The sequence below is a fragment of the Chryseobacterium sp. WG23 genome (assembly GCF_024586575.1).
Lineage (GTDB): Bacteria > Bacteroidota > Bacteroidia > Flavobacteriales > Weeksellaceae > Chryseobacterium.
The window spans coordinates 99126-117003 of the sequence record NZ_JALCZE010000004.1; the positions used below are offsets into that span (position 1 = coordinate 99126).

Genomic DNA, 17878 nt, shown 5'->3' on the forward strand with positions numbered 1-17878 from the left:
ACTTTGCACTGGGTTTATGATTCCGCTTCTACCTCATGACGCAGCTGAGCCTTGTAAAGAGTAGCATAATATCCGTTTTTATCCAAAAGATCAAGATGTGTTCCTTCTTCCACAATTTTACCATGCTCCATAACAATAATCTTATCTGCTTTTTCAATAGTAGAAAGTCGGTGTGCTATAATAATTGATGTTCTGTTTTTAGTAATCTTTTCCGTAGCCCTTTGGATCAGCTTTTCACTTTCATGGTCAATGGAAGATGTTGCCTCATCGAGAATCAGAATTTTGGGATCTGATAAATAAGCTCTAAGGAAAGATAATAATTGTCTCTGCCCTAAAGAAATAGAGGAACCTCTTTCACTTACTACATAATCATAACCGCCAGGCAGCTGTTCTATAAATTGGTCAACTTCAATTTCTCTTGCTCCCGCTTTTATTTTTTCCAGCGTGATACTGTCATCACCAAAGGCAAGGTTTTCAAAAATACTTCCATGGAAAAGAAAGACATCCTGCAGTACAACTCCGATATGGCTTCTTAAATTATAAAGCTCATAATCTTTAAGATCTACATCATCAATAAGTATTTTTCCGGAATTGATATCATACAGTCTGGTGATCAGACTGATAATGGTGGATTTCCCAGCTCCCGTTGCCCCTACAATAGCCACTGTTTCTCCCGGATTTACTTTAAAGTCGATACCTTTCAGCACCTCCTGTTTTTCATCATAAGCAAAATGTACATCATGAAATTCAATTTTACCTGCGAAATGGTCTTTTTGTACAGTTCCGTTGTTTGGCATTGAATTATCCTCATCCATCAGCCCCAATACCCTTTCAGCTCCTACAATACCTCTCTGGATATTATTAAAACGGTCTGCAATCTGTCTCAACGGACGGATCAGCATTGAAATATATTGAATAAAAGCAATTACAACTCCTGCACTGATCGTAATATAACCTCCGTAAAACAGGATAAATCCTATAAAAAGAGAAGAAATAAGCTCTACAACGGGAAAGAATAATGAGAAAATGAAAACCGTTCTCAATAGCGCTCCTTTCAGGGTAATATTAATATCATCAAATTTTTTGAATTCAGATTCCTGTCTGTTGAATACCTGAATAATCGGCATTCCCGCCAATCTTTCCTGAACAAAAGAGTTTTGATTGGCAGTCCAGTTTCTCTCGTCTCCAAATGCCTTTTTAAGTCTTTTCTGGAAAAATCTTGTAATGATAACCATTAAAGGTAAAATAGCCAAAGTGATATAACTTAAATGCACATTAGTATTGAACATCATGATCAATACAAAGACAATCCTCAGAACATCTCCGAAAACCATCAGAAAGCCGTCCGTATACACTGTTGCAATCGTTTCAACATCTCCTACAGCACGGGTGACCAGCTGTCCGATAGGTGTTTTATCAAAAAATGAAGTTCTGAAATAGATCAGCTTGGCATATAATCTTTCTCTGATATCCCGAATTACATTTTGCGAGATAAAATTTGAAAAATAGACTAAGAAAAAGTTTAAAACAGTTTCTGCAAATACCAATCCCACCAAAATGTAGATATGCTTCATCATTACAGCTTTATCCTGCAATTTTGTAATATCATTATCCACCACTTCCATGGTAAGATATGGTCTGTAAGTAGAAACAATTGAAAGTATGACAGAAATTACTAAAGTAAGAATGAACCAAGAACGAAATTTCATTCCAATAAAGAACAATCTTTTTATAATTCCCCAGGTATCTTGTTTTTTCATTGTACAAATAGAAGAAAAGAATTAAAATAAAATTCTATGCAAAAATAAGATTTTATAATTGGACTGGCTTCAGAACTTTTACAAATCCTAATAGAAAATTTCAGATACCTGTCATTTACAATATGAATATCTTCCGTCTGTTTTATATGAATTAAGTGGTAGCAGTCTTTGTATCGCTACCTAACTTTGCTGACTTTCGGATACTTCCCCTATTTTTTCTATTTCTATGGAAGGTTTTTGAAGATGTTCTTTTTGGAATTTTTTCTCAAGAAGCTGGTAAATACCCCATACTGCTGCAATAGAGATCACCCAGCCAATCATATTGACCAAAGAAAATCCGGTATAGTTCACATCTTCCAAAGCGGCAGGGTCAGTGAGTCCTTTGTAAACTCCATAGCTCATTCCTAAAACAATCTGGCTTCCCAAATAAATTCCTATCGCCAAAAGGCCGAAATGCCATTTTGTTTTTCCAAATCTCCCGGCTAATTGTGCATAATACCGATAAGCACCAATAAGTATAAAAATTGATAACATGGTTATTTCTTTTAGTTTTTTTTATTTAAAATTCGTAGCCTACATCTACCAGATATAATCCGTGAGCAGGTGCTGATGTACCCGCAGCATTACGATTTTTGTCTTCAATTACTTTACGGAGATCTTCAGGCTTCAGTTTGCCGACCCCAATCTCTACCATGGTTCCTACAATAGCACGAACCATATTTCTTAGAAAACGATTGGCCGAAACAGTAAATTTCAATTCTGATCCTTCCTGCTCCCATTCTGCTTTATACATTTTACAGATATTCGTTTTGTTATCTGTTTTTAATTTTGCAAAACTCGTAAAATCCTCATATTCAAACAAAATCTTACAGGCCTCATTCATTTTATCAATATCCAGTGATCTTTTCCAGTGCTGCCAGGCAGATTCCTGTGTAAATGGATTTTTTTCCAGCGAAATATAATATTCATAGGTTCTGTAGGTAGCATCAAAACGGGCATGGAAATCGTCCTTCACCCGAAAAATCTTTTTAATTGAAATATCAGGCGGAAGAAAACCATTCAGTCTCCTCGGAAACTGATCATTCAGCTCCTGTTCCGTATCAAAATGAGCAAATATTTTTTTGGCGTGAACTCCTGTATCTGTTCTTCCGGCTCCCGTAGTTTTAATTTCTTCCCTTAAAATTGTGGAAAGAGCTTTTTCCAGTTCTTCCTGTACAGAAATAGCATCCGGCTGTATCTGATAGCCGAAATAATTCTTTCCGTTGTAAGAAAATTCAATAAAGTATCTCAATGTAGTATAATAACTCCGCAAAAATACTTTAATTTACTGAAATATTTGTTGAAAAGTCTTTGAGAATATGACAACAATCCTTATGAAAATTCCTATTTTTGCAATCGTATGAAAAGATGGTACCTTTATCCTTTTTCCCTCGGTTATCATTTGGTAACGGGTATCCGAAACACAATGTATGATTTAGGGATTTTTAAGTCGACAAAATTCAAGACACCGATAATCAACGTCGGAAATCTTTCTGTGGGCGGAAGTGGAAAGTCACCGATGGTGATGTATCTTGCCCAGTTTTTATCCAAACACTACAGAACCGGAGTGCTCTCCAGAGGTTACGGAAGGCTGACCAAAGGATATGAAGTAACTAATTATGAGAGTAATTATAAAATGGTGGGTGATGAAGCAATGCAGCTTTTTGAGCGTTTTAAAAACCGTTTTGTAATCGCTGTTTCAGAAGAAAGAGTTCCCGGTGCCAAAAAAGTGATCGAAGATATGGACCTTAATGTACTGGTATTGGATGATGCCTTACAGCACAGAGCTATCAAAGCCGGGTTTAATATTCTGATGACAGACTTTAATGATCCTTATTTTAAGGACTACCTTCTTCCTGCCGGAGATCTTAGAGAATCCAGAGCGGGTGTCAAAAGAGCAGACATTATTATGGTCAGCAAATGTCCTGATGAACTTACTGAAGAAACAAAACGCTATTATATTTCAAGAATAAAACCTTCTTATAAACAGAAAGTATTCTTTTCATCCATTGGGTATGACGAAAATGTATACGGAAAAGAGAAAATGCTTCCTGATAACAACCTGAATTATTACGACATCTTACTGATTACAGGAATTGCTAATCCTAAACCACTGTTGGAGCATCTTGCAAAATTTTCGAAAAGAGTAAAACATCTGAAATTCAGAGATCATCATAATTTTACAGATGATGATATAAAAAAAATCGTTGCGGAATATAAAAAATTAGGTGAATATAAGCTGATATTAACCACAGAGAAAGATTATGTTCGTCTGAAAACTTTTGACTATCTTAGAGATATTGTTTACTACTGGCCTATCAATGTTCTCATTGATAAAAAGGAGGAATTCAATCAAATCATCTTGGATTATGTTAAAAAATATTAAGGAGACCGCAGATTTCATTAGAAATATCATTCAGGATACTCCTGATTTTGCGGTTGTTTTAGGTTCAGGACTGGGAAAACTGCAACATGAAGTAGAGCCCATCCATATTTTAGAGTATAAAGACATCCCCAATTTTCCACAAACTACGGTAGCAGGGCATACCGGAAAGCTGATCTATGGAATACTGGAAGGAAAAAAAGTGCTGATGATGAGTGGCCGTTTTCATTATTATGAAGGACATTCTATGGAAACTGTGACTTTCCCTATACGGGTTTTTCATTTGTTGGGAATTCAAAACCTTATTCTTTCCAATGCCTGTGGCGGAGTAAATCCTGCTTACAGTGTTGCAGATATCGTTATTTTAAAAGATCATATCAACATGATGCCCGAACATCCGCTTCGGGGTAAAAATATTGATGAACTTGGGCCTCGTTTTGTAGATATGAGTGAGCCTTACAATAAAGAAATGATCAGGGTAGCTGAGCAGGCTGCTTCTGAAAATAATATCAAGATCCACCAGGGTATTTATGTAGCCCTCCAGGGACCAACTTTTGAAACACCTGCCGAATACGGTATGATTAAAGCTATTGGTGGTGATATGGTAGGGATGAGTACCGTACCGGAAGTTATTGTTGCCAGACACATGGGAATGGATGTTTTCTGTATGTCCGTCATTACAGATCTTGGCGGTCCGGATATTGCCCTTTCCGTTTCTCACGAAGAAGTACTGAATGCGGCCAATAAAGCAATGCCTAATGTCATTGCTGTGGTAAAAGGCTTGATTAAAGCATACCCATAACAAGTATTTATTTCAACGCCAAAAGGTGTTTTTTTGGGCACTAAGTTATTTTAAGTGCCAACCTGTATATAAAAAGTACTCCTACATTTTGGGAAAGCCTCTGATTTTAATCAATACGTCACCTGAAGGAATGAGAATTCTACTTGGGTGGCAAATTAAAGATTGACAAGGCGGTCTATTAATACTATCATTTATGTTTAAACTATAGAAATTATAAATATTATAAATTTTTCCTAATTCATAAAAAATGAATTATCAATTGCTTTTCATTCATTAGATTTGTATAAATGAAATTGTCAGAATGAGAAAGTTGTTAGTAATTTTTATGGCAGGTATTTTTGGACTCAGTTATTCACAAAAGGTACCTACAGCTCTTAAAACGGGATTTTCCAAAGAAGCATTACAGCAGAAACTGGAAGATGAAGAAGGAAAAAGCATCACGGTTCAGCAGATACTTGATCAGCATAAAGGAAAAGTTTTAGTCATTGACTTTTGGGCCGGATGGTGCAGGGATTGTTTGAAGGCACTTCCTAAAGCCGAGGTCTTAGAAAAAAACAATCCGAATGTAGATTTTGTATTCTTATCATTAGAAAGATCAAAAGAAGGTTTTGATAAAAGTCTTGTCAGGTTCAATATGAAAGACAAAAATAATTATTGGTTTGCTTCCGGGTGGAAAAATGACTTCAATAATTATGTAGATCTTAATTGGATTCCAAGATATATGGTTATTGATCAGAAATCGGCCATCGCAAAATATTATGCTATTTCTCCCGAAGATCCTGAAATTCAACAGGCCATAGATCATCTTTTAAAATAGTAATATTCATTTAACCGGGGAATAAAAGCTGAGCGCTTTCAATTTATTTTTTACGTTAAAAAATTCAACAATTGAATACCATGACTACAAGAGAAGCAAAAGAAGAGGATTTAAAGATTCTTTTAGAATTTGAACAGGGAATTGTTTCGGCAGAAAGACCTTTCAACATTACACTTATTGATGGCGAGATCCATTATTACGATTTGACACATTTTATAAAATCTCCGGATGCGGTCTTAATTGTTGCTGAAGAGAATAATGAAATCATAGGATCTGGATATGCCCTCATCAAAAAAGCAGGAAGCTATTATTACAAATTTGAAAAGTATGCTTATCTGGGTTTTATGTATGTAAAACCTGAATACAGAGGAAAAGGCGTTAATAAAGTGATTACCGACGAACTGATCAGTTGGGCAAAGGCCAGAGATATTTCAGAAGTAAGACTTGATGTATATGCTGAAAATGAATCTGCTGTCAAAGCCTATGAAAAAGCAGGTTTTGAACCTCATCTTCTTACTATGAGATTGAAACCGTAACGAATAATTCAGCATAAATAAAGGAATCCATATCTTTGTGATATGGATTTTTCTTTGCCGCTTCGTAAAATTATTCATGTGGATATGGATGCATTCTATGCTTCTGTGGAGCAGCATGATAATCCAACACTGAAAGGCAAGGCCATTGCTGTAGGAGGTCAGCACAGAGGTGTTGTGGCTGCGGCCAGCTATGAAGCCAGAAAATTTGGAGTCCGTTCGGCAATGCCCAGCAAGACAGCAAAGGAAAGATGTCCTGATCTTATTTTTGTACCGCCCCGTTTTGCCCGGTATAAAGAAATTTCAAAAAAAATCCGGGAAATTTTTCACGAATACACAGATCTTGTAGAACCATTATCTCTGGATGAAGCCTATCTGGATGTCACTGAAAATAAAAAAGGGATGGATTCCGCCAATCTGATAGCCCGGGAAATCCGTCAGAAAATATTTGAGGAAACCGGATTAACCGCTTCTGCAGGAATCTCAGTGAATAAATTTCTGGCAAAAGTAGCTTCTGATATCAATAAGCCTAACGGACAGAAAACGATTCATCCTGATAAGGTAGAAAGTTTCCTTGAAGAATTACCTGTTGAAAAATTTTACGGTGTTGGAAAAGTTACGGCTAACAAAATGTTTAGTTTAGGAATTTACAAAGGAAAAGATTTAAAAAAAAGATCGCTGGAAGATCTGGTAAGGCTTTTTGGAAAATCGGGTGCCCATTATTACAATGTGGTACGGGGAATCCATACTTCGGAAGTAAAACCTCACCGGATTCAGAAAAGTGTAGCAGTGGAAAGAACTTTTTTCGAAGATCTTTTTGATGAACTGCAGATCAATGAAAAACTGGAAAGCCTCGGACAGGAACTTCATCAGCGCTTACAAAAAAATAATATTCTTGGAAGAACCCTCACATTAAAAATTAAATATAAAGACTTTTCCCTTTTTACAAGAAGTATTACTCAGGAAAATTATTTCAGTTCTCCGGAACAGTATTTCAGCATTGGAAAAAAACTTTGGGAACTTCGTCCTTATGATAAAGCAGTCCGCTTACTGGGACTATCCCTTTCTCAACTCAATACTGAGGAAAAAAAGCTGATTTCTGTTCAACTAAAAATTCCGTTTAAAGAATTCGAAAATGAATAGATAAAAATTTTTCGTTATCTTGTATCTACCAAATCCTCAAATATATGAACCAAACAATGATTCAGTTTTTCCACTGGTATTCTGAAGGTGATGGAAAATTGTGGAAAGAAGCCGAAAAACAGGCCGGATATTTATCAGAATTAGGAATCACATCCGTATGGTTCCCTCCTGCTTACAAAGGAACCAATGGAGGGTATTCCACAGGATATGACGCCTATGATCTTTATGATCTTGGCGAATTTGACCAAAAAGGAACTGTATCTACGAAATATGGCAGTAAAAATGAGTATCTAAAAGCGATTAAAGCACTTAAAAATCACAATATAGAAGTTATTGTAGATATCGTGCTGGGGCATAAAGCGGGAGGTGATGAGCTGGAAAAATTTAAAGCAGTAAAAGTAGATGAAAACAACAGGGAAAAAATTATTTCTGATGTCATTGAAATAGAATCTTATACTAAATTTACATTTCCGGGAAGAGGAAAAAAATATTCTGATTTTGAGTGGAACTTTACCTGCTTCAGTGGTGTAGATTATGCAGAAGGTATGGATTCTCATATTTTTAAAATACAGTCTGAATATGGAAATGACTGGGAAGAAATGATAGATGATGAGAAAGGAAATTATGACTATCTGATGTATAATGACATTGAGCACAGAAATCCTTTTGTACGGGAAGAGCTTAATAACTGGGCAAAGTGGTATTTCGACCAGACCGATTTTGATGGAGTGAGGCTGGATGCCTTAAAGCATATTTCTTTTGATTTTTACAAAGAATGGATTTCCCTGCTTCGTTCCAATACAGGAAAAAATATTTTTGCTGTAGGTGAATACTGGGCACCGGGCTATCTCCATCTTCTTCAAAAATATATTGAGGTTACCGAAGGCTGCATGAGTCTTTTTGACAGCTCCCTGCAGAATAACTTTCACAATGCTTCAAGGGAAGGTGATTCTTATGACCTGCGAAGAATTTTTGATGAAACGCTTACCCAGGCAGATCCATTACATTCTGTAAGTCTTGTTGCCAATCATGACACCCAGCCTTTACAAGATCTGGAAGCTCCGGTAGAGCCTTGGTTTAAGCCTATTGCTTATGCTTTGATCTTATTGAGGAAAGAAGGCTACCCGTGTGTATTTTATCCTGATCTATATGGTGCTCATTATGTTGATAAAGACAGAGAAGGGAACGATCAGGAGATATTCATGCCTAAAATAGATGGCCTTGAAATACTTCTTAAAGCAAGGAAAGATCATGCATATGGAAATCAGCGGGATTATTTTGAAGATGCCAACTGTCTTGGATGGGTACGGGATGGTGATGATCAGCACCCGGGGTGCGCTGTTGTCTTAAGTAATAAAGATGCCTACAACAAGCCCATGGAAATAGGAAAACAATATGCCGGAAAAAGTTTCAGGGACTTATTGAAAAGATATGAAGAAAAAATAACGATTGATGAAAACGGCTGGGGAGATTTTCCTGTTCCTGCAGGAAATGTGAGTGTATGGATCAGTGAATAAGAACAGGTATCAATAAAAAAGCATACCTGCCCAAATGAGTCATGTATGCTTTATCATTATTTAATTGATAGTTTCTAGCATTGAATACCCCGGCAGTTTCTAAAGTCTATAGCCCACTCGCAGCAGAAATTTTCTTCATTATAAGCACAGCAAACTCTGTCACGGATGATGATTCCACCTTTCATATTTTTAAGTTCTTGTCTGTCGAATTTCCGTGCGTTAAGAAAAAGTTTTGTTTTCATGATTATTATTTTTATGGTTTAATTATTAAATATACATTAAAAATAATAATTACAAATGAATAATAAACGCCAACTGCATGTTTTAGTATATAATTCACAGAAAACAAATATTGAAAATACAGTTGACCATCCGTCAAAAAGTTCTTTGAATTTTTGCCACCCTTCCAAGGAAGGGAATATTTATTAAGATTAGGGATTTTACAAGATTGATGTATAGCTACATCTTTCGGAGTTCCAGGATTTCAGGTCTTTCGGCAATATCGGATATTTTTCCGGTACGGACAAACTCCGCCCAGAGCGCTCTTACTCTTTTCCCATTTTCATGAATATATGTCCATGGAATATTTTTTAACAGTCCTGAGGATTTCCACGCTGGTTCATTTCCAAAAATCAACGGCAGATCAATACAGTGTGGTGCTCCGATATGATTATCTTTCAACAGGGAATGAATTCTGAACAAATAAACATTTCCTCCTGCTTTTGCGTAATTATCTGCAAATAACTTTGCCGGATGGCCATAGATGAACTCGGTGGTTTTCCTAACTATTTTATTCATTATTTTCAACCCCATACCCTTCCCGAAAAAAGGATGTAAAGATTCTGAAGTTTTAAGATAAAATGCTGTTTCATCATTATTCAAACCAATCAGAACATCATATTTTCCGGCATTCTCTTTCCATTTCGTTTCAGATTCTTCTTCTCTGCACAAGGGAGGAAATCCATATTGCGTTCCAAATGGCATTGCTGCTTTTAAACCATATTTAAACACTGATGGGACGAACTTTCTGTACTCATCCGCTATTTTCAAAACATCGGTTTCATCTTTCAGTATTTCTGTTTTTCTGAGGAATTCAGCTGACATCTTTTGTCTTTTATGACGTAACCCTAAAGGAGCACTCTGGATAATGACCCGGTGAAATAATCCATCTGTTCCTTCTGAAATCATCAGATGGGCTATTGCATCACCTCCTGAAGACTGCCCCATAAGGGTAATATTTTCAGGATCTCCTCCAAAATCAGCAATATTAATCTGGACCCATTTTAATGCTTCAATAATATCAAACAGTCCAAGATTCGGAGGTCTCTTTTCATCGCCACCTAAAAAACCAAAGATTCCTAAACGATAGGAAACACTTACTACAATGATATGTTGTTCCTTTACCCATCCGGCAGGATCTGCAGTATCCATATCACCACAGCCAATCTCATGAGAACCTCCATGAATCCAAACAACTACAGGAAGTTTTTCATTTTCAATAATGTTTTCAGGACGGGTCACGGAAAGATACTGAGTAGATTCATCAGCCTCGAAGACTTCAACAGGTATTGTACCGATCATCTTTTCCACAAGTGGGCTTAATGCCTGTGGACAAACGGGAGTTTTATCAGGAGGAAGATTATCTGATAGGGAAGATTCTACCGGAACAGGTAATTGAAATCTTTCGGAATGGGCATAACGAATACTTTTAGCCTTGATGATCCCGTTTTGTTTTAATGCAATAATTTTTCCAAAACGAGTTTCAAAAATAAAGGTTTCTTGCTGATTTGGTGTCGTCATTAGATTGTGAAAACTTTTCTCTTTAAATTTAATTTTGTTTTTTGAGAACAGAAAATTATTTAAACAAAAAATCTTATAGTTTAAACCACGAATCTCACGAATGGACGCACAAATATTCACTAATTAGAATTGTATTAGTGAAAAAACTAGTGTGATGAGTGTTGAAAACTTTAGTTCAGGAGTTTATATTCACTGGGAGAAATTCCTACTTTGGTTTTAAATAACCGGGTAAAGTGCTGTGGATATTTGAACCCCAGATTATAGGAAATTTCACTGATCGATTTCTCCTGATCCAGGATTTGTTCTTTGGCCACATCAATCAGCTTGTTGTGGATAAATTCCTGTGCTGAAACTCCCAATTCCTTTTTGATAAGATCTCCAAAATAATTAGCTGAGAGATTGAGTTTTTCTGCAAAGTAGTTCACCATGGGAAAGCCTATATTTTTAGGATCATCAGATTTTAAATATTCATCTACGAGATCTTCAAATTTTCCGATCACTCCCTGGTTAATATGATCTCTGGTAATAAACTGGCGGTCATAAAAACGCATGCAGTAATTTAAAAACAGTTCAATATTATTAACAATGAGTGACTTGCTGTGTTTATCAATAGACTGTTCCAGCTCAAGTTTGATATTTTTAAAGCAATCCAGTACCACTTCTCTTTCTTTCTCGGAAAGATGGAGTGCTTCATGTACGTCATAAGAGAAAAATGAATAGTCTTTGATGTTTTTTCCTAAGTTGGTTCCTTTTATCAAATCCGGATGGAAAATTAAGGCAAAACCTGCAGGCTGAACAGATCTGTCTTTATTATAAATTCCATAGGTTTGACCAGGAGCAATAAAAACCAAAGTTCCTTCCTGATAATCGTAGCTGTGCTTTCCATACTGCATGTCTCCACACATTACATCTTTCAGAAAAACGGTATAAAACCCAAACATTCTTTTATGCTGGCAAATAGGATCTGATTTTGAAAAATCAATGATACTTACCAGCGGATGCAGGGTTTCATGATTTGCCATTTTATTATATTCCGAGACCGTATTATAGATTTCAACCTCCTGATTTTCCATGAAGTATATTTTTATTACTATTCAAAATTACCACTTTCATTTGTAATTGAAATAAGGTCTGTAAAATTGGTAAGTAATTCGGTAATCTGTATAAGTCTTGTTTATCTGAAAGTTTCGACTTTTGTACCGTTATGGAAACTTTTAATACAACCATTTTTCCGAAAGGAGAAAAAGCCCCTTCCGATTATTTTTTTGGAGGAACAGCCTGGATTCATCTTTTAAAACCGAATGAAGATGGGCTGAACTGCCAGGTCGGAAATGTCACTTTTGAACCCAGATGCAGAAATAACTGGCATTCTCATGGAGGTGGACAGATTTTAATCGTAACTTCAGGAAAAGGTTTTTACCAGGAAAAAGGAAAACATGCCCAGGTTTTACATCCGGGAGATGTGGTCAACATTCCTCCAGATGTGATCCACTGGCATGGAGCAGCACCTGACAGTGAATTGACACATATCGCCATTAATGTCAATACCCAAAATGGGATTGTAGAATGGTTGAAACCTGTAACAAACGACGAATATAACAATTTATAAAACTGAACTTATTAACTTTAAATTAATTAATCAAATGAACACATTTACAGTAAAAGCCTATGGTACGGAATCTACCACAGCAGACCTGAAAGAAATGAATATTGAAAGAAGAGAAATTACCGCTACCGATGTAGAAATTGAAATTCTCTATTGCGGAGTATGTCACTCTGACCTTCATACCGCAAGAAACGACTGGGGAGGAACAATCTACCCTGCCGTTCCGGGGCACGAGATCGTAGGAAAGATTACAAAGGTAGGAAGCGAGGTTTCCAAGTTTAAAGTAGGTGATCTGGCAGGTGTAGGATGTATTGTAGATTCATGCGGCCACTGTGAAAGCTGCCAGCATGATCTTGAACAGTATTGCCTGAATGGATTTACCGGAACTTACAATGGTCATGACAAGCACTCAGGTGGTCATACTTTCGGTGGCTATTCTCAGAAAGTAGTGGTTAATTCTGATCATGTATTAAAAATACCTGAAAATCTTGACCTTGCAGCCGTAGCACCACTTCTATGTGCAGGGATTACAACCTGGTCACCACTAAGACACTGGAACGTAGGTCCGAATTCTAAAGTAGCAGTAGTAGGTTTAGGTGGTTTAGGTCATATGGCAATTAAACTTGCTAAAGGATTAGGTGCCGAAGTGACTTTATTTTCAAGAACTCCGGGAAAAACTGAAGACGCAAAGCAGCTGGGCGCTGACCACGTTATTATTTCTACAGATGAAGCCCAAATGGATTCTGTAAAAGGAAAATTCGATGTGATTATTGATACCGTTCCTTATGTACATGATGTAAATCCATATGTTACTACTTTAAATATCAGCGGAACCCATGTACTTGTAGGATATCTGGGAGGTTTAGAACCTATTCTGAATACTGTTCCTATGATTTTGGGAAGAAAATCTGTGGCCGGTTCTGTAATCGGGGGTATTGCAGAAACTCAGGAAATGCTGGACTTCTGTGGAAAACACAATATTGTATCGGAAATTGAAATGATCAGGATGCAGGAAATTAATGAAGCCTATGAAAGAATGCTGAAGAGTGATGTGAGATACCGTTTTGTGATTGACATGCAGTCTTTGTAATCGACTATACACCATGAAAAGGTTCTTCTGATTGAAGAGCCTTTTTGCTTATTTTTTATGGGTTTTGGCTAAGCCAATGGAATTTTTATATAAACCCAAACGGGCTAAAAGCCCGTTCCTATTGAATTTCTATAATCATTTTACAAATGGCAGTACGTAGACTATCAAGAATACATTATACATTATACATTATACATTATACATTATACTTTTTACCTTATACAATGTATTCTCATTTATACTTCCCATCCATATCCTGGAATGCCCATTCTGCCATAGCGTCAATCACTGTACCAAGTCCGTGCCCGGCTTCACTTAGTTTATAGGTAACATGCGGGGGTACAACAGGTCTTGCGGTCCTGATGATCAGTCCGTCTGCTTCCAGCTGTTTTAAATGCTGAATCAGCATTTTTTCTGTGACGGCAGGAATTGCTTTTTTCAGTTCACTGTATCTTTTTTCTCCTGTGGAAAGGTTAAACAGAATAATAGGTTTCCAGAACCCTCCTATCCTTTCCATAACATACATTACAGGGCAGTCCTGCAGTACTTTTCTGTTCTCCTGAATGGTTGAACTTTCTTTAATTGCTGTCATAGTTACATACTTTAGGGTAAGTACTTGTATAAAAGTAAGTACAAATATAACTTTGTATTCGGAAATAAAAAAACATTTATTATGAAATCGCAATACTTGATCAATTCATAAAAGTTAATCAACATGCAGCGATTACATATGATCATTAAAAAACAATAAAAAATTTACATATGAAAATCATCATCACAGGATCATTAGGAAATGTAGCTAAGCCTTTAGCACAGCAATTAGTCAATGAAGGGCATAACGTCACTGTAATCAGCAGTAACGAAGCAAGGAAGCAGAATATAGAATCATTGGGAGCTGTTCCGGCTATCGGATCTATTACAGATATTGATTTCCTTAGCAAAACATTTGAGGGAGCCGATGCAGTTTTCGTCATGACCCCTCCTGCTATCAGTGAAAATAACATTGTTGACAATACTGTTGATGCAGGAAAAAATTATGCTGAAGCATTAAAAAAGGCCAATGTAAAAAGAGCTGTCATGCTCAGTAGTGTAGGTGCAGAATCTCCTGTAGAAACAGGGCCTATCAAAGGCCTTCACCAGATTGAGAAACTATATCAGGAGGTTGAAAACACTTCATTTACATTTTTAAGAGCCGGATATTTTTATACTAATTTTTTCAATGATATTCCCTTGATCCAGAATGCGGGAATTATTGGAGGCAATTATCCCGCAAATACTGAAGTTCCGTTGGTACATCCTAACGACATTGCTAACGCAGCCGCTGAAGAGCTTGTAAAAGATGGAAATGGTAACAGCATACGTTATATCGTAAGTGACAACAGAAAAGCTTCTGATTTTGCCAAAGTCTTAGGAACTTCCATAGAAAAGCCTGAACTGCCGTGGGTAGAATTCTCAGATGAAGATTCTTTCAACGGAATGCTACAGGCCGGGCTTCCACAGGATATGGCAGAACTGTATACTGAAATGGGAAGAGGGATAAGAACCGGTATTGTACAGAAAGATTTCATGGATCATGGATCTCCTATTACAGGAAAGACAAAGCTTGAGGATTTTGCTAAAGAATTTTCTTCTAAGTTTTAAGTTATTTGGATATAAAAAGAATCGGCGCACCAAAGGTGCGCCGATTCTTTTTTTGACGTAATCATTCGTTATCCGATTATTTTTCTTCCTTCAATATTTCCTTCAGGACTTTCAGTTTTCCATCAATGGGTTGGTCAATTTTCAATCCTAAAATTTCAGCGACCACAGGATAAACATTAATATTGGCAAACTCATCTACTACCAAGTTATTTTTAAATTCAGGTCCCCATGCATAAAATGTTGCTTTCATTTCAGGAACAACTTTAGGATTGTACCCATGTTTTCCCACAGATGTTTTCTTTCCTTTCTCAAGAAATATTTTGGGCGCTTTCGGAATCAGAAGAATCTGCCCTATTCTGTGGTATTGGTCATCTCTTGTTGCAAAATGGAGATATCTGGGTAGCTTTTTGTCCAGATAGACCTCGTAATCTTCCGTTTTATGAGCCTTTAATTCTTTATAAACAGACTTGATCTCAGCAGGATTTTTAACATATATCCTCAATAAGGTCTGGGAGTTATAAAAATCAAACCTGCTTTTATCAAAAAGTACAGCTGGAATTTCCAGTGGAGCTCCTCCATCCACTTTGATCATTCCATGGTCTGACACAAAAATAAAATTGACATTTTTTAAGCCCAAATCATTCACTTTCTGAACCAGATCACCAATAGCATGATCAATTAAATGAACTGCATTTTCGGTTTCTTTCGTATCGGGTCCATAATGATGTCCGCTTCCATCTACTTCCGGGAAATATAATGAAATGAAATGAGGTCTTTTATCTTGGGATAATTTCAGCCAGTTCACTACTTTTTCTACTTTTTCTGAAGGAGTAAATTTTTCATGATAAGGATAATAGTAGCTTGGTCTTATTCCTCCGGCATCGCTGGCAGAGCCCACCCACATTAAAGAAGCAGATACTAACCCTTGTTTTTCAGCTAATCCCCAAAGTGGTGTTCCGCCATACCAGCTTCCATCTTCAGCATTTTTCTTATTGCTCATAGCATAGGTTTCATTTCTCTTATAATCGTAGAAAAAATTATCTATTAACCCATGATGAGCAGGATAAAGTCCGGTGATCAGGCTCCAATGGTTAGGAAATGTAATACTGGGATAGCTTGGGATCATTGCCTTAGCCTGTATACCATTATTGGAAAATTTCAGGAGATTTTCAGCATTATATTTTTTAGCATAATCATACCGAAAACCGTCAGTTGAGATCATAATCACATAAGGTTTTGACTGAGCCTCTATTGTATTCTGCCGACCCGGAATGACTATCTGGGCTGTATCAACAGTTGCCTGCTGGGCAAAGACCGTAAAGGAAATAAGCAGCAGTAAAAAATGTATTCCTCGCTTCATTATTTAAAAAATTTCAGCAAAGTTACATTCTATACCGCTCTCTGAAAAGTTTAAGAGATTAAAAGTATATTAAAACCATTTATTTTGATTAAAAATATACTGACTATCAGATAATACGCTTCATTTCAAACTGGGATACCCAGTTTTTAAGGCCTATTCTTTCACTAAGAAAATGAAAGGTGCTTTCTGAAACCTCATCTACATTATTTAAGGATACGGTTTCTCCATTATTTTTCTCTTTAATAGCTTCGAAAAGTCTGGTTGCAATTCCTTGTCTTCTGTGATCTTTATCTACAGCAATCTGGTATATTTTCTTTGCTACCGGATTATAAAAAGCGTATCCTGCCAGTTTTCCATCTTTATAGGCACCAAGGACTATACAGTCTTTGCGCATATCTTCAAGGACAAAAACTGAACCCTGCCATGACGGTTCAATATCCCAGAAAGCACGGAGGTTTTCCCATTGAACCTCTTCCAGTTCTTTTATTACAATATCGGAATCTGTTTGTTGTACATTAATATTCCCATTGAAACAAAGCAGTCTCCGTACAACAGTAAATCCTAAATTTTCATAGGCCCTGATCGCCGGCTTGTTTCCATCAATCACTTCAAGGATTAAGGTGTCTACTTTTCTGTCTTTTAATATGGGAAGGATAAAATCATACATTTTTCTTACCAGCCCTTTTCCTCTGCTTTCAGGAACGACTCCCGTTCCGGCATTATAGATTATTCTATGAGGATCTTCTGTTTTTTCAGCATTAAGAATAAATCCTACCAACTGCCCGGACTCAAATGCCCCTACTGATAAGTTTAAATCTATTTTTTCAGAATTAATTTTTGAGATAAGCACCTCTTTTGTCAGGTGAAAAGGAACAATATAATCAGAAAAAGAAAGATTAAATACAGATAAAAGCTCCTCTACACTAGTATTTTTTAAAGTTTTGAATTCCATTGGCTTAATAAAAATTATGAGTTAAAAAAATTACCATTCTCTTTCAAGATCTTCTTTCCAGTCATAAGGCATTAATTCTTTTAAGGTTACAAATATTCCGTTTTTCACTTCTATCACGGCATTGAGATTTTCTCTGGATAGCTGGCTCATCAACTCCCTGCAACGTCCACAAGGTGGTACTGCATTTCCATCATTTCCTACTGCTACAGCAGCTTTGATTTTATGCTCCCCATTTTTCAACATTTCAGCTACAGCACTGTGTTCCGCACAAAATCCCATAGAGCATGCTGTGTCTATACTGACTCCAGTGTAAACATTTCCGTTTGTAGTTTCAATAGCTGCGACAACTCCTCCATATTCTATAAAATCATTCAGCCTCTTGATTTTTGCCAATTGACCGGCGATTTCCTTTAGGTCTTTTTCCATTGCATTAAT

General features: G+C 36.6%; 19 protein-coding genes. 9 read left to right on the forward strand and 10 right to left on the reverse strand.

What is annotated here, in order from left to right; all coding sequences use genetic code 11:
• Positions 1–14: 14 nt before the first annotated feature.
• The 3 genes from MP477_RS07465 to truA form a co-directional block, all read right to left on the reverse strand.
• Positions 15–1760 (reverse strand): ABC transporter ATP-binding protein, encoded by a 1746-nt coding sequence (locus MP477_RS07465; protein ID WP_257189827.1) that lies wholly within the window; start codon positions 1758–1760, stop codon positions 15–17.
• Between the two features lie 180 nt (positions 1761–1940).
• On the reverse strand, positions 1941–2294 hold the full coding sequence (locus MP477_RS07470; protein ID WP_257189828.1) for a hypothetical protein: 354 nt from the start codon (positions 2292–2294) through the stop codon (positions 1941–1943).
• A 25-nt stretch (positions 2295–2319) separates the two neighbouring features.
• On the reverse strand, positions 2320–3051 hold the full coding sequence (gene truA, locus MP477_RS07475) for a tRNA pseudouridine(38-40) synthase TruA (RefSeq protein WP_257189829.1): 732 nt from the start codon (positions 3049–3051) through the stop codon (positions 2320–2322).
• A 108-nt stretch (positions 3052–3159) separates the two neighbouring features.
• On the opposite strand from truA, the gene lpxK reads away from it, so the two are divergent.
• The 6 genes from lpxK (at position 3160) to MP477_RS07505 (ending at position 8994) form a co-directional block, all read left to right on the forward strand.
• Positions 3160–4185: a tetraacyldisaccharide 4'-kinase gene (gene lpxK, locus MP477_RS07480; RefSeq protein WP_230038248.1), complete on the forward strand. Its 1026-nt coding sequence runs from the start codon at positions 3160–3162 to the stop codon at positions 4183–4185.
• Positions 4169–4984 (forward strand): purine-nucleoside phosphorylase, encoded by an 816-nt coding sequence (locus MP477_RS07485; RefSeq protein WP_257189830.1) that lies wholly within the window; start codon positions 4169–4171, stop codon positions 4982–4984. The genes lpxK and MP477_RS07485 overlap by 17 nt, the downstream gene beginning before the upstream one ends.
• Positions 4985–5285: 301 nt before the next feature.
• Positions 5286–5801 (forward strand): thioredoxin family protein, encoded by a 516-nt coding sequence (locus MP477_RS07490; RefSeq protein ID WP_257189831.1) that lies wholly within the window; start codon positions 5286–5288, stop codon positions 5799–5801.
• Positions 5802–5881: 80 nt separating this feature from the next.
• A complete protein-coding gene (locus tag MP477_RS07495) occupies positions 5882–6337 on the forward strand; it encodes a GNAT family N-acetyltransferase (RefSeq protein ID WP_257189832.1) in 456 nt (151 codons plus the stop codon).
• Between the two features lie 42 nt (positions 6338–6379).
• Positions 6380–7477, forward strand: a complete 1098-nt coding sequence (gene dinB, locus MP477_RS07500; RefSeq protein ID WP_257189833.1) for a DNA polymerase IV — start codon at positions 6380–6382, stop codon at positions 7475–7477.
• A 44-nt stretch (positions 7478–7521) separates the two neighbouring features.
• The gene (locus MP477_RS07505; protein WP_257189834.1) at positions 7522–8994 is read left to right on the forward strand and encodes an alpha-amylase; all 1473 of its coding nucleotides are present in this window, start codon (positions 7522–7524) and stop codon (positions 8992–8994) included.
• 74 nt (positions 8995–9068) lie between these two features.
• On the opposite strand, the gene MP477_RS07510 is transcribed toward MP477_RS07505, so the two are convergent.
• The 3 genes from MP477_RS07510 to MP477_RS07520 all read right to left on the reverse strand — a co-directional run bounded on the left by MP477_RS07510 (position 9069) and on the right by MP477_RS07520 (position 11867).
• On the reverse strand, positions 9069–9236 hold the full coding sequence (locus MP477_RS07510) for a hypothetical protein (RefSeq protein ID WP_230038261.1): 168 nt from the start codon (positions 9234–9236) through the stop codon (positions 9069–9071).
• A gap of 217 nt (positions 9237–9453) precedes the next feature.
• Positions 9454–10794, reverse strand: a complete 1341-nt coding sequence (locus MP477_RS07515) for a carboxylesterase family protein (RefSeq protein ID WP_257189837.1) — start codon at positions 10792–10794, stop codon at positions 9454–9456.
• A 170-nt stretch (positions 10795–10964) separates the two neighbouring features.
• Positions 10965–11867, reverse strand: a complete 903-nt coding sequence (locus MP477_RS07520) for an AraC family transcriptional regulator (RefSeq protein WP_257189838.1) — start codon at positions 11865–11867, stop codon at positions 10965–10967.
• Positions 11868–11998: 131 nt separating this feature from the next.
• Here MP477_RS07520 and MP477_RS07525 point away from each other — a divergent pair, with 131 nt between their 5' ends.
• A complete protein-coding gene (locus MP477_RS07525) occupies positions 11999–12403 on the forward strand; it encodes a cupin domain-containing protein (protein ID WP_257189839.1) in 405 nt (134 codons plus the stop codon).
• A gap of 34 nt (positions 12404–12437) precedes the next feature.
• Positions 12438–13490: an NAD(P)-dependent alcohol dehydrogenase gene (locus tag MP477_RS07530; RefSeq protein WP_257189840.1), complete on the forward strand. Its 1053-nt coding sequence runs from the start codon at positions 12438–12440 to the stop codon at positions 13488–13490.
• Positions 13491–13722: 232 nt separating this feature from the next.
• On the opposite strand, the gene MP477_RS07535 is transcribed toward MP477_RS07530, so the two are convergent.
• Entirely contained in the window at positions 13723–14082 is a 360-nt protein-coding gene (locus MP477_RS07535) for a helix-turn-helix domain-containing protein (protein ID WP_230038271.1), read from the reverse strand.
• 170 nt (positions 14083–14252) lie between these two features.
• On the opposite strand from MP477_RS07535, the gene MP477_RS07540 reads away from it, so the two are divergent.
• Positions 14253–15131, forward strand: coding sequence for an NAD(P)H-binding protein (locus MP477_RS07540; RefSeq protein WP_257189841.1), 879 nt, complete (start codon positions 14253–14255; stop codon positions 15129–15131).
• A gap of 76 nt (positions 15132–15207) precedes the next feature.
• On the opposite strand, the gene MP477_RS07545 is transcribed toward MP477_RS07540, so the two are convergent.
• The 3 genes from MP477_RS07545 to MP477_RS07555 all read right to left on the reverse strand — a co-directional run bounded on the left by MP477_RS07545 (position 15208) and on the right by MP477_RS07555 (position 17869).
• Positions 15208–16491, reverse strand: a complete 1284-nt coding sequence (locus MP477_RS07545; RefSeq protein ID WP_257189842.1) for an ectonucleotide pyrophosphatase/phosphodiesterase — start codon at positions 16489–16491, stop codon at positions 15208–15210.
• A gap of 106 nt (positions 16492–16597) precedes the next feature.
• Positions 16598–17443, reverse strand: coding sequence for a GNAT family N-acetyltransferase (locus MP477_RS07550; RefSeq protein WP_257189843.1), 846 nt, complete (start codon positions 17441–17443; stop codon positions 16598–16600).
• Positions 17444–17473: 30 nt separating this feature from the next.
• Complete coding sequence (locus MP477_RS07555; protein WP_257189844.1) at positions 17474–17869, reverse strand: cytidine deaminase; 396 nt, start codon at positions 17867–17869, stop codon at positions 17474–17476.
• Between the last annotated feature and the right edge of the window lie 9 nt (positions 17870–17878).